This window comes from Streptomyces albidoflavus (genome assembly GCF_000719955.1).
Taxonomy (GTDB): domain Bacteria; phylum Actinomycetota; class Actinomycetes; order Streptomycetales; family Streptomycetaceae; genus Streptomyces; species Streptomyces albidoflavus.
This window is the reverse complement of the sequence record NZ_JOII01000006.1, coordinates 156,501-168,587: the sequence shown is the minus strand read 5'-3', so window position 1 is coordinate 168,587 and position 12,087 is coordinate 156,501. Positions and strand designations below refer to the sequence as shown.

The following is a 12,087-nucleotide window of genomic DNA, read 5'->3' as shown; positions in this document are numbered from 1 at the left end:
GGCCCGGTTCCCGCCGAACCGCGTGCGCCCGCGCGTGCCGGGGCGGGGCGGGGCGTGGGACGCGGAGGTCGCGGGATGCGGCGCCGCACGGTCAGTTCTCCCAGATCTTGAACGCGCGCACGCCGTAGGGAGAGGACGGCTGCCAGGTCCCGCTGCCGGGATGGGTGTCGAACTCGCCCGTCTCGGCGCACTCGGCCGACTGGTAGGTGGTGACCGGCCGTCCCAGGCGGTTGGCGAGGGCGTGAGCCACCGCACCGGAGGGAAGGGCGACGCAGCTCTCGATCTCGGTGCCGGAGAGTTCGAAGACGTGGCGCTTCCCTCCGAAATCCGCCTTCTGCCAGAGACAGAGCTGTCCGGCGCCGCAGGAGGCGAGCCCGCCCTGCCCGGCCGCCTCGGCGCGGACCTCGGCGGGTCCGGCCGGAACGGCCGAGCTCGGAGCGAGGGCCAGGGCGGTGGAGAGCGCGGCGACGGCGACGACCGTCATGGGGGCCAGGTGGCGGTTGGCCGACGCGTGGGCCAGCAGCCTCCGGACGAACCCCTTGGCACGTCCCTTGTCCGGTCCCGCCGGGCTGGAGGCTGCGGGTGCCGCGGCGTGCCGGACGATGCGCGGCTGCAGGGGACGCCGGCGCGCGGTGGGGGCCACCACGCGGTCCCGGTGGATGCCGCGTCCCGGGTGGGTCGGGATCGGCCTGGAGTGCTTCATCGGCTTCGACATGGTGATTCCCCGTTCCTCGGTGTGATGGATGGTGGTCGTTGAGTGATTGCTCTGCGGTGCGTCGTGCGGGGCAGGGGCTCGTCGCGGCGCGTGCGGGCGCCGTTGCCCAAGGGCGGATGGGTGGATGGCCACGGAGTGCCGCGCCACACAGGCGGGGCCTGCCCGCTTGTGGAGGGCGGCGCCATGGCCGGAGGCGTCCATGACGAATGCGCCGCTGTTGCGGCGTGCGCGTCTGTGGCTGGGTCCCGGCTCCACACCGTGGCGGTGGGCGAGGCACCGCCCGGCGATCGGGCCGGAGCCCGGATGCGCCGGTGGTGCGGCCGGTGAGTGAACTGTGGACCGGCGAGGGCCTCGGAGGGAAGCTCCGGCGGCGGTCACCAGCCTGATAGGTGAACTTCACGCACAGCCAGCACCGGTAGCGGTTGTTCCGCCTCGCGCGGGGAAGCGCCCGGTTTTGCCGCGGGCCGGGTTCGAGCGGCGTTCTCCCACGTCAGAGAGGCAGAGCCCGCTGCACGAACCGGACCGCGACCCCGCCGGAAGGGCTCTTCAGCCCCTCTTCGCCGGTCACACCCTGTCCCCTAACGAGTGACGTAACCCCGCGCGGCGCGCTGCGCCGACGCGGCTCGGGCTCCGGGCCCGCCATGGCCACCGGAGTCCTCGGCAGGCTCGACGTGTCCCGCCGGGACGAATCCGGCCCGTTGACGAGATCGATTGACCCACGCGTCCGTGCACGGAAAGTCACCGGCGGAAGCACGTGCACCCGGTTTGCCGTAAAGGCCCGCCCGGTTCAGTGATCTGACCCACGGCTGCCCGAAGCAGCGCCGACGGTCTCCTAGGGTGTCCCGCAGTGACTTCCTTCGACTCATCTCCCCAGTTCAACGTCTGGCGCACGCTGCTCGCCCTGGCGATCGTCCTCGTCATGCTGGCGACCTCCGGCTGGACAGCCGCGCGTCACCAGCGGGGTGACACCAATCCGCTGCAGCGCGCGCTGAACGCATGGAGTGACGGCCGCTTCCAGGGCAAGGCGCTGCCGGACGCGGACGCGCCCTCGGCCAAGCTGGCCGGGTTCTTCGCCTCGCTCAGCCGTGCTCAACGGCTCGACCTGGCCGAGCGGTATCCGCTGGCGGTGGGGAACATGAACGGCGCGCCACCGAAACTGCGCTACCGGGCCAACCGGATCGCGCTCGAGGAGGCGGTCGGCGTGGAGCGGGAGCGGGTCCGTGACCACCGGCTCTCCACGGAAGGCCGCCAGGAGGCCGACCGCCGGATGCACCGCTTCCTCTCTCTGCTGCATCCCAAGCGCCATGTACTCGCCTTCGACCCGACCGGGCGGGGGCGGGTCGCCGAGGTCTTCGGCAACCTCGACCGCGCGGCACGGGTCTCCGTCGTGGTGCCGGGTGTCGACACCGACGTGCTGACGTACGAGCGGACCTACAGGACGTTCTCGGCCCCTGCCGGCATGGCCAAGTCGCTGTACAAGGCGGAGCGCGCACAGCGCGAGGGCAGTCTGCCGCGCTCCGCGTCCGGCGCTCCGCGGGTGGCGGTGATCGCCTGGGCCGACTACACCTCTCCGGCGGGCATCGGTGTGGACGCCGTCACCGCCAAGCGGGCGGAGGACGGCGCCGTGCGGCTCTCCAACCTGGTCCGCAGCCTGCCCGGGAAGAAGTCGGTCGCCCTGTACTGCCACAGCTACGGGTCGGTGGTCTGCGGCGTCTCCGCCCGCGATCTGCCCTCCCGGGTCACGGACATCGCGGTCGCCGGAAGCCCCGGCATGCGTGCCGCCAACGCCGCCCAGCTCGGCACGGGAGCCCGGATCTGGGCGATGCGGGACCAGGACGACTGGATCGGTGAAATCCCCAACCTCGAACTCGCCGGAGTGGGGCACGGCACCGACCCCGTGTCGGCCGAGTTCGGTGCGCGCGTGCTCTCCGCCAACGGGGCCGCGGGGCACGCGGGCTACTTCGAGCCGGGGACGGAGAGCCTCGACAACTTCGCCCGGATCGGCGTCGGGGCCTACCAGACCCTGCGGTGCGCCGCCGGCACCAACAGCTGTTATCACGACGCCGAGGACGTCGTCTCTGCCTGACGCGCGTAGAGACGGCAGGGCGGCGGGCCCGCCGGGAAAGGGGACGAGGAGAAGCGTGGCGCATACGATGAGCCGCATGGGTGACGTATTGGCTGGATCTCATGCCGCCTGGGAGATCGATTCCGACTCCGTGCTCATCCGCTTCGAACGGGGCATCCGGACACCGAAGCTTTTTCAGGCGCTCGGTGAACGGCGCGTCCCGCTGGAGGCGTTGGACACGGTCTCGCTGGCTCCCGGCAGACGCGGGACCGTGGTGCTGCGCGCGGTGGCCCGGGCGGGCGCCGACCCCCTGATGGACGCCGCCTCCGGCCAGTTGAAGGAGGGCTGCGACCCCTACCGCCTGGTGCTGCCTTCGGCCCAGGAGCAGCAGGCCCGCGAGCAGGTGGACGAGTTGAACAAGCTCATCGCGGACCGCCCGGCCCCGGCCTCCGTCCGCGACCTGGTGGCGCCCCCCGAGGCACCGCTGCACTTCAAGGCGTACGACGGCAAGGCGTCCTTCGACGGGGCGGCGGTGTCGTTCCGCTGGTCTCCCACGGGCGCGTCCACGGAGAAGTGGAAGGCGGGCGACCAGACCTTCCCGGTGACCGAGCTGGCGGACGTCGAGTGGCGCTCGCCGGAGGAGCTCAACGGCTGCCTGCGGCTGGTGCCACGGGCCGGATCGGCGGCGCCGGCCGCCCGCTCCGAACTGGACCCGGCGTGCGTGGTGTTCGGGCCGGGCTACGGGCCCGTTCACGAGTCGCTGCCGTTCGCCGCGGCCGTCCTGGCCGCCGTGCGGGCCGCCGAGCGCACGCCAGAGAGCCGCCCCGCGGAGGCCGCCCGCATCCCGCTCCGCCGCGACCCCGCCGACATCGCCGAGCGCATCCGGCATCTCGGTGATCTGCACCAGGCCGGCCTGGTGACCGACGAGGAGTTCGTCAGCAAGAAGACGCAGCTGCTGTCCGAACTGTGAGGACGGAGCGGGACAGGGCGGGGCCCGCCTCGCGACGCACCCGGGGGTGGCTGTGCGCAAGGGGCACGCGGCTTGAGGATCATCTCTGGCACGTCGCCCAGAATGCCCCTCTTTCGGACACGTGTCTGCATACCCCGGTATGACCCTCGATGCAGCTCCGTAGTATGACGCGGTCCAGGGCCGAGCTGCCTAGGCTGTGCGAGCCATGAAGACCGAACCGCCGCGTGACCACGAAGACGACTCCTCCTCGCCCCGCTCCCTGCGCGAGGCACTCGACCGTGTACGGGAATGGGCCCGGCGCACGGCCACCACCCCGGCCGTGCGCTCCTCCCGGAAGGAACTGCGCTCCCTGGGGCTGGCGCTGGGCACACCGGCGGACTCCACCCGGCCGCTGCTCTCGGGCGCGCGGAACGCCTGGGTGCGCCACCTTCCGCACGGGCTGGCCTTCGCGGCGGTGGCGGCTCTGCTGCCGGTCACGACGACGGTCCTGGTCCAGGACTACGGAATGAACGGAGCCCTGGCCGGCGCCTTCGCCACCGCGCAGACCGCACCGCTCCTCCTGGCCGTGTCGCGCCCCGTCCAGGCATGGTGGGTGATCTTCACCGCCGACATCGTCGCGGCCGTCGCCATGCTGGGGACCCCGGGTCTCGACGGAAGGTCCTGGCCCTGGACACCGATGAACATCGTCGGCTACCAACTGCTCATGATCTGCCTGGGTCTGCGCGCGGGCAGGCGGACCCTGCTCGCCGTCTGGCTGGCCACCGGGGGCGCGGGGCTCTTCTTCGAGGTCCTCTCCCAGGAGCACAGCGACGGTACCCAGCTCCTCACCTTCACCCTGTCCGGAGCTCTCCTGCTGCTCTCGGCGACGCTGCGGGAGAGGGGTGACGCGCAGCGCCGACTGGTCGAGCAGGAGACCATCAGCGAGGCGGAGCGGTCCCAGCGGACGCTCCTGGAGGAACGCAACCGCATCGCTCGCGAGTTGCACGATGTGGTGGCCCACCACATGTCACTCATCACGGTGCAGGCCGACTCGGCGCGCTACCGCATACCGCATCTCGACGAGGAGGCGGCGCGGGAGTTCAGCTCCATCGCGGAGAGCGCCCGCGAGTCGCTGACGGAGATGCGCCGCATCCTCTCCGTCCTGCGCAGCGAGGACGCCGAGGGGGAACGGACGCCACAGCCAGGTCTTCGGCAGCTCAGCCAACTGGTGGCCGCCACCGTACGGGCCGGAGTGCCGGTGACCATGTCGCGGACCGAGGTGGAGATCGCGGCGATGCTGGCCGACCTCCCCGCCTCGCTGGACCTGTCGCTCTACCGCATCGTCCAGGAGGCACTGGCCAACGTCGTGCGGCACGCCCCGGAGGCGCGGACGACGATCTCCGTCTCCGTGGAGAGCGACTCCGTCACGGTGGTCATCGTCAACGGGCCCGGTCGTGCACGCCGGGTGCCGCTGGAGACCACGGGGACGGGCCATGGTCTCGTCGGAATGCGGGAGCGGGTCCGGCTCGTCGGTGGGACCCTCGACACCGGCCCCTTGCCCGGCGGAGGATTCCGTGTCGCCGCCCGGCTCCCCCGTCGTGAAAAGGAACCTGACCCCGCATGAGCATCCGTGTGATCATCGTCGACGACCAGGGCATGGTGCGGGCCGGTTTCGCCGCGCTGTTGTCCGCCCAGTCGGACATCGACGTCGTCGGCGAGGCCGCGGACGGGCGGAGCGGTATCGAGGTGAGCCGCAAGACCCACCCCGACATCGTGCTGATGGACGTACGGATGCCGGAGATGGACGGTCTGACGGCGACCCGGGAGCTGCTGAGCCCGCAGCCGGGGACGGCCCATCGTCCGAAGGTCATCATGCTGACCACCTTCGACGTGGACGACTACGTGTACGAGGCGCTGCACGCCGGAGCCTCCGGCTTTCTGCTGAAGGACTCGCCGCCGGCCAGCCTGGTCTCGGCGGTCCGCGTCATCCACGGCGGGAACGCGCTGCTCGACCCCGCCGTGACCCGCCGCTTCATCGAGGACATCGTCCGGCGGCGCCCGCGCCCCCGTCGCGACCCCCGTCTGCAGTTGAACGGCCTCACACCGCGTGAGACCGAGGTACTGGAGCTGGTGGCCCGCGGGCTCTCCAATCTGGAGATCGCCGAACAACTCGTCCTCGCCGAGCAGACGGTGAAAACCCACATCAGCCGCATCCTCTCCAAGCTCGGTATCCGCGACCGCGCCCAGGCGGTCATCGCCGCCTACGAATCCGGGCTGGTCAAGCCCGGTGACAGCGTGCGCTGACCTCGCTCGCCCCCTCTCCCCCGACCGTCCGGCAGCCTCCGCGCCGGGCGGTCTTCTCCGTCGTCCCCCGCCTCCTTGGCCTCACCCACCCCCTACTGGGGTATGACGCCGTACTTGGCTCTCCGGTGTGAAGCCCCCGCGGGTGTCGTCTTCCTACCTTTCTCTCCAACAGGCCGGACACGAGCACCGGCCGGACGGGGAGACGGGGACCGATGATGCGGATGCGGGTACGTTCAGCGAGGCCAGGGGCACGTTCGCGAGGCCGGCGCACGATGGCCGGGCTGGTGCTGGCGTCCACGCTGATGACGGCCACCACCGGGTGGGCGTCGACCGGCCAGCAGGCCCCTGTCACGGGACCGCCACCCGGCGTCGCAGCCTGGCGCACCGACACCTCGACAGGGCGGGACCTGCCCGACCCGGCACGCACCACGCCCACGGAAGTCGGTCATCTCCTGGCCGACCTGACGGAGCGACAGCTGGCTGACCTCGCCGAACGCCACCCCCTCGTCCTGGGCAACCTGGACGGCGCGCCGGCCCCCCTCCGTTACGCGGCCAACGCCCGGGCACTGGCCGACGCACGCGCCGGGGAGCGGAAAAGGGCGGCGGACCGGCGGCTGTCCGGCGAGGAACGCGACCGGGCGGCCGAGCGTGCCGAACGGTACCGCGGGCTGCTGGAGCCGGGACGGCAGATACTCGTCTTCGATCCCCGGGGCCGAGGGCAGGTGGCAGAGGTCTTCGGCGACCTCGGCTCGGCCCGGCACGTGGCGGTCGTCGTCCCCGGTTCCGACATCGACCTCGGCACCTTCAACCGCTCAGGCAACCCCTACGGCACACCGGCGGGCATGGCCCGCTCCCTCGCCAAGGCGACGGACGGGCGGACCGCGGTCATCGCCTGGGTCGGCTACACCACCCCGGTCGGGATCGGTCCCGACGCGGCCACCGGCCGCCTGGCCGAGGCGGGCGCACCCCGGCTGAGGCGCTTCGTCGAGGGGCTGGACGCCACGGGACTTCCCAGCCCGTCACTCTTCTGCCACAGCTACGGATCGGTGGTGTGCGGCCTGGCCGCACCGGGTCTGCGCATGAGCGATCTGGTGGTCCTGGGCTCACCGGGGATGCGGGTGGCGGACGCCGCCTCCCTGGGCACCTCCGCCCGCGTCTGGGCGGCACGCAGCTCCGGGGACTGGATCGGCAAGGTGCCCCATCTGCGGCTCTTCGAGCTGGGCCACGGCACCGACCCGACCGCGCCCGGCTTCGGCGCCCGCCATGTGCCCGCGCAGGGGGTGAGCGGCCACTCCGACTACTTCGCTCCCGGTACGGACGCTCTCGCGGTCTTCGCCTCCATCGCGGAAGGGAGAGCGGCATGAACGCGACCCGGATGCGTCAGGCCGTGGCCAAGGTGGACGCGGCAACTCCTGCTCACCGTGACCGCGCGCTCGACGGACTGCGGGCCCTGGCCCTGCTTGCGGTGCCGACCGGCCACTGGCTCCTCGGCGGGTTCACACGTGACGGCGACGGCGGCCTCCACAACGCCAGTCCGCTCTCCTCCTTCCCCTCGCTCGCGCCCCTGAGCTGGGTGCTGCAGATGCTCGGCATCTTCTTCCTCGTCGGGGGATACGCCTCGGCGCTCTCCTACCGGCGGGCGTCCGAGCGGGGCGAGTCGGCACGGAGCTGGATCGCCGGACGGCTGGTACGGCTCGGACGCCCCGTGGTGGGCGTGACGGCGATCTGGGCGGGCCTCCTGACGGTGCTGTGGTGGTCGGGGGTGCCTGACGCCACCCTGCACACAGCGGCCACTCTCGTCATCCAGCCGCTCTGGTTCGTCGGTGTCTACGGGGCGGTCACCGCGCTGACACCGTGGTGTGCGCTTGCCGCCCGGAAGGCGGGTCCCTGGGCCGCCGTGCCACTCCTCGGCACGGTCGCCGTCGTGGACCTGCTTCGGTACGGACCCTGGTCGGCCGGGATGCCGACGTGGCTGAGTCTGTTGAACGTGCTGCCCGGGTGGCTGTTCGCCTACCAGTTGGGGGTGGGCTGGGGCGAAGGGCGTATGAGCCGGCGGGCGGCAAAGGTGCTGCTGTTCGGTGGGGCCGCGCTGTTCGCCCTGCTGCTGTGGGAGTTCGGGTATCCGATGTCCATGGTGGGGGTGCCGGGCGAGGCCCGGACCAACTCGCACCCGCCCTCACTGCTGGTACTTGCGCTAGGGGCCTTCCAGAGCGGGGCGGCGGTGCTGCTGCGCGACCGGCTCGCCTCACTGCTCCGGCGCCCGTCCTGGTGGACACCGGTCGTCGCGGTCAACCTGTCGGCGATGACGATCCTCTGCTGGCACCAGACGGCGATGCTGACCGCGGCGATACCGGGGGCGGCCCTCGGTGTGGTGCCCGGCCTCACCTCGACACCGGACACGGCCGGCTGGGTCGCCGCACGGGTGATGTGGATACCGCTCTTCGCCGCCCTGCTGATGGTGACCGCGAGGTCCGCCCGTCGCCTGGACGCGCCGTGGACCGGAGCGGGACGAGGGATACGCGTGGTGGCCGGTGTGCTGGCGGCGGGGTTCGCGATATTCGCTCTCCGGCTGGCCTGAGTTCAGGAGTGCGCGCGGCCAGGAGGCCCGGCCCTTCGGCCACATGGGAGACCTCAGGACCGGGCGTGAGAGGCAGAGACGCGAGAGGCGGAGAGGGGGAAGCGGGATGAGGCTGTACGGATCAGTCGCGGCCCGCCGAGGTGAAGGACATGTCGGCGTAGCGGTCACCGGCGACCTTGCCCGCGATGGGCTCCAGGAGGGCCAGCTCCGCTTCGGTGAGGTGGATGCGGGTCGCCGCGGTGTTCTCCTCGACGCGGGTCGGCTTGCGGGTGCCCGGAATGGGGACGACCGGCAGGCGGTGCACCTCCGCCTGCTGCTGGACCCAGGCCAGGGCGATCTGGGCAGGGCTGGCTCCGTGGGCGGCGGCGACCGTGCGCAGGGGCTCCAGCAGGGCGGCGTTGGCCGCGGCGTTGTCGCCGGTGAAACGGGGCTGGCTGCGGCGGAAGTCGTCGTCGGTGAGTTCGCTCTCGGCCTGGACGAAGGAGCCGGTCAGGAATCCCCGCCCGAGCGGTGAGTAGGGCACAAACCCGACGCCGAGCGCGGCGGCCGCGGGAACCACCGACGCCTCGACGTCACGGCTGAACAGCGACCACTCCGACTGGACCACCGTGATCGGGTGGACCGCGTGGGCTGCCCGGAGTTCGGCGGCGGTGACCTCGCTGAGGCCGAGGTGACCGACCTTGCCGGCGCTGACCAGTTCCGCCATGGTGCCGACGGTCTCCTCGATGGGGACGGAGGTGTCGCGGCGGTGCATGTAGTAGACGTCGATGTGCTCCACGCCGAGTCGGCGGAGGCTGGCGTCGACGCTCTCACGGATGTAGGGCGCGTCGTTGCGGATCGTGCGCACGCCGGGCTGGTTCGGGTCGATGCCCAGCGCGAACTTGGTGGCGATGGTGATCTCGTCGCGGTGGGCCTGGAAGAAGGGGGCGAGGAACTGTTCGTTCTCACCGGCGCCGTAGACGTCCGCGGTGTCGAAGAAGGTGACGCCGAGGTCGAGGGCGCGGCTGAGGGTGGCGCGGGCAGCGTCGGTGTCGGTGGGTCCGTAGGCGAAGCTCATGCCCATGCAGCCGAGGCCCTGGACACCGACTTCGGGGCCGCCTGTCGAAAGGGCCACCGTGCCGATGTGGGACGGGCGGGTGCCGTCGGCGGCGCCGGCGGACGGGGCGGAAGAGTCAGGAGAGTGCTGCGTCATGGTGATTCCTCCATGGGAGCCCTGGCCTCGCCGTCGCGGGATCGTGGACGGGGGCCAGAACGGAGTGGCGTGGGTGGCTCGCGTCGTGGGCGCGGGCCGTGGAGCGGGAGGTCAGGCGCCCTCGGCGCGCGGGGCGCCCTCGGCGCGCGGGGCGCCCTCGGCGCGCGGGGCGGCTTCGGCCGTCCGGGTGCGTGCGTGGCGGTCGATCTTGCCCGCGTAGTGGTCGATCTTGTAGTCGAGGACGGAGAGGGTGCCCTGGAGTTCCGCGATGCGGGTCAGGACGTCCCGGCGGGTGGCCTGGAGGAGTTCCTGCCGTTCGGCGAAGGTGTGCTCCCCGGCTCGGGCGAGTTCGGCGTAGCGGATCATGTCGGCGACGGACATGCCGGTGAGGCGCAGTTTGCCGACCAGCGACAGCCAGCGCAGGTCGGCGTTGCTGTAGCGGCGCTGTCCGGAGTGGGAGCGGTCGATGTGCTGCATCAGGCCGATGCGCTCGTACCACCTGAGGGTGTGAGGGGTCAGACCGGTCAGCTCGGCGACCTCGCTGATCGTGTACCGGTCGTCGCCGTCCGGGCGGGGAAGGGGGTCGGGTTCGGCCAAGCAGTCTCGGACCACAGCGGGCAGGGAGGTGGTATCCGTCACCGTCATGTCCTCCACGCTAGAACGTTGGAGTCCACTCCAGGCAAGCGCGGATCGCCCCGAGGCGGGCACGATCCGCCTCCCGCCCGCTTCGGCGGCCGTCCGCCATCACCCTGCACGCCTTCCACGCGTCGCCGGACTTCGCCTGGTGAGGACCGGGCACCGCCCGACCGGGCCGGACGCCCGTTCTAGACTCGCCGACATGCGAAGCCTTGAGAGTCTGGCACGGGTGGACGAGTGGCCGGTGCCGCACGCGGCGGCGGCCGTGGTGCGGTCCGACGGGACGGTGGCCGGGACCCACGGGCCCACCGACCGGCGGTTCGCGCTGGCGTCGGTGACCAAGCCGATCGCGGCGTACGCCGTGCTGGTGGCGTACGAGGAAGGGGCCGTCGAGCTCGACGAGCCGGCCGGGCCCGAGGGCGCGACGGTACGGCACCTGCTGGCGCACACCAGCGGGCTGGCCTTCGACGAGAACCGGGTCCAGGCGGAGCCCGGAGCGCGTCGGATCTACTCGAACGCCGGTTTCGAGGCGTTGGGGGAGCACCTGGCCAAGGTGACGGGAATCGCCTTCCCGGAGTACCTGCGTCAGGCCGTGCTGGAGCCCTTGGGGATGGAGTCGACCACGCTGGAAGGGGGGCAGTCCCCGGCGAAGGACGGGTGGTCGACGGTGGACGACCTGATCCGGTTCGCGGCGGAGGTGCAGGCGCCCCAGTTGTTGGACGCCCGTACGGTCGCCGAGGCCATGTCGGTCGTGCATCCGGGGCTGAAGGGGGTGCTGCCCGGGTACGGGAGCCAGAATCCGAACGACTGGGGACTGGGTTTCGAGATCCGGGACGGGAAGTCGCCGCACTGGACGGGGGCGGCGTCGTCGCCGAGGACCTTCGGGCACTTCGGGCAGTCCGGCACGTTCCTGTGGATCGACCCGGACGCCCGGGCCGCCGCCGTCGCGCTGACGGACCGGGACTTCGGGCCTTGGGCCATCGAGGCGTGGCCCCCGTTCACGGACGCCGTCCTCAAGGAGCTGGGCGGGGCCGGGGACAGCTGACGGGACCCAGGGCCAAGGGCCCCTGTGCGCCGAGGCTGGGGTAAAGAGGGCCGGGTCGAGATCGTTCGGCTTCGGTTCCGCCTCAGGGCACGGCCTGACAAGACACCGGATCTCCGAGCGGCGAGCCTTGCGCACTCCCGGGTCGGGCTCTCCGGATACCCGGCCCCGGTGGCCCCGCCCTGGTGGACCCGTGACAGGGCGGGGCCGGCGCCAAGTCGCCCAGATTCCGACGTGACCCTAAGCCGGGCGGCTCCCGGCGAGGCCAGCTCCAGGCGAGGCAGATCCAGAGTCAGGCTGGCCTCCCGGTTCGGTCGGCTCCCCGGCTGGACCCACTGTCCGCACGGGCCAGCCCCAGCACCGGGCACGCCCGAACCTGCTCAGCCCTCGTCCTCCTTGCCTCCCTCCCCTCAAGCACCCGCCTAGTCAGCACGCCCTCCAACTCCCTCCACCCCTCCCCAGCCATCTCGCCCAGCGCCCCACCCCGGCCCCCGCCCAAGGCCGCCTGAACCCCGCCCCTGCCTTGCCCGCCAAAACCCCGCCCACAAGGGATCGTCTGCCGCTCCCCCAGCCGCACCTCGCGCCCCCGTACCCCGCCCCTCCGCC

The 12,087-nt window shown here is 72.0% G+C and carries 10 protein-coding genes; 7 read left to right on the top strand and 3 right to left on the bottom strand.

The features are described from left to right. Positions 1 to 91 precede the first annotated feature (91 nt). Positions 92 to 484, bottom strand: coding sequence for a peptidase inhibitor family I36 protein (locus IF45_RS33810; protein WP_003947852.1), 393 nt, complete (start codon positions 482 to 484; stop codon positions 92 to 94). A 1,078-nt stretch (positions 485 to 1,562) separates the two neighbouring features. Between IF45_RS33810 and IF45_RS0108575 the strand changes: the two genes are divergently transcribed. From IF45_RS0108575 to IF45_RS0108550, 6 genes are all read left to right on the top strand, one after another. Continuing rightward, positions 1,563 to 2,801, top strand: coding sequence for an alpha/beta hydrolase (locus tag IF45_RS0108575; RefSeq protein WP_018468000.1), 1,239 nt, complete (start codon positions 1,563 to 1,565; stop codon positions 2,799 to 2,801). A 76-nt stretch (positions 2,802 to 2,877) separates the two neighbouring features. Next, positions 2,878 to 3,750: a DUF4429 domain-containing protein gene (locus tag IF45_RS0108570; RefSeq protein ID WP_026282341.1), complete on the top strand. Its 873-nt coding sequence runs from the start codon at positions 2,878 to 2,880 to the stop codon at positions 3,748 to 3,750. Between the two features lie 205 nt (positions 3,751 to 3,955). Further along, a complete protein-coding gene (locus IF45_RS0108565; protein ID WP_030306585.1) occupies positions 3,956 to 5,353 on the top strand; it encodes a sensor histidine kinase in 1,398 nt (465 codons plus the stop codon). Next, the gene (locus IF45_RS0108560) at positions 5,350 to 6,033 is read left to right on the top strand and encodes a response regulator transcription factor (protein WP_030306583.1); all 684 of its coding nucleotides are present in this window, start codon (positions 5,350 to 5,352) and stop codon (positions 6,031 to 6,033) included. Before IF45_RS0108565 ends, IF45_RS0108560 begins: the two co-directional genes overlap by 4 nt. 272 nt (positions 6,034 to 6,305) lie before the next feature. Then, positions 6,306 to 7,397: an alpha/beta hydrolase gene (locus tag IF45_RS0108555; RefSeq protein ID WP_030306581.1), complete on the top strand. Its 1,092-nt coding sequence runs from the start codon at positions 6,306 to 6,308 to the stop codon at positions 7,395 to 7,397. Further along, complete coding sequence (locus IF45_RS0108550) at positions 7,394 to 8,611, top strand: acyltransferase family protein (RefSeq protein WP_030306579.1); 1,218 nt, start codon at positions 7,394 to 7,396, stop codon at positions 8,609 to 8,611. The genes IF45_RS0108555 and IF45_RS0108550 overlap by 4 nt, the downstream gene beginning before the upstream one ends. Before the next feature lie 121 nt (positions 8,612 to 8,732). Here the strand turns inward: IF45_RS0108550 and IF45_RS0108545 are convergent, their stop codons facing one another. Then, entirely contained in the window at positions 8,733 to 9,803 is a 1,071-nt protein-coding gene (locus IF45_RS0108545) for an aldo/keto reductase (protein ID WP_030306576.1), read from the bottom strand. A gap of 111 nt (positions 9,804 to 9,914) precedes the next feature. Next, positions 9,915 to 10,448 (bottom strand): MerR family transcriptional regulator, encoded by a 534-nt coding sequence (locus IF45_RS31295; protein WP_242536815.1) that lies wholly within the window; start codon positions 10,446 to 10,448, stop codon positions 9,915 to 9,917. A gap of 193 nt (positions 10,449 to 10,641) precedes the next feature. On the opposite strand from IF45_RS31295, the gene IF45_RS0108535 reads away from it, so the two are divergent. Beyond that, complete coding sequence (locus tag IF45_RS0108535) at positions 10,642 to 11,484, top strand: serine hydrolase domain-containing protein (protein WP_075987314.1); 843 nt, start codon at positions 10,642 to 10,644, stop codon at positions 11,482 to 11,484. Positions 11,485 to 12,087 lie beyond the last annotated feature (603 nt).

Bases quoted from the DNA above. Each gene is read 5' to 3' on its own strand.
- IF45_RS33810 (WP_003947852.1), bottom strand. From the start codon at position 484: ATGACGGTCGTCGCCGTCGCCGCGCTCTCCACCGCCCTGGCCCTCGCT.
- IF45_RS0108570 (WP_026282341.1), top strand. From the start codon at position 2,878: ATGGGTGACGTATTGGCTGGATCTCATGCCGCCTGGGAGATCGATTCC.
- IF45_RS0108565 (WP_030306585.1), top strand. From the start codon at position 3,956: ATGAAGACCGAACCGCCGCGTGACCACGAAGACGACTCCTCCTCGCCC.
- IF45_RS0108560 (WP_030306583.1), top strand. From the start codon at position 5,350: ATGAGCATCCGTGTGATCATCGTCGACGACCAGGGCATGGTGCGGGCC.
- IF45_RS0108555 (WP_030306581.1), top strand. From the start codon at position 6,306: ATGGCCGGGCTGGTGCTGGCGTCCACGCTGATGACGGCCACCACCGGG.
- IF45_RS0108550 (WP_030306579.1), top strand. From the start codon at position 7,394: ATGAACGCGACCCGGATGCGTCAGGCCGTGGCCAAGGTGGACGCGGCA.
- IF45_RS0108545 (WP_030306576.1), bottom strand. From the start codon at position 9,803: ATGACGCAGCACTCTCCTGACTCTTCCGCCCCGTCCGCCGGCGCCGCC.
- IF45_RS31295 (WP_242536815.1), bottom strand. From the start codon at position 10,448: ATGACGGTGACGGATACCACCTCCCTGCCCGCTGTGGTCCGAGACTGC.
- IF45_RS0108535 (WP_075987314.1), top strand. From the start codon at position 10,642: ATGCGAAGCCTTGAGAGTCTGGCACGGGTGGACGAGTGGCCGGTGCCG.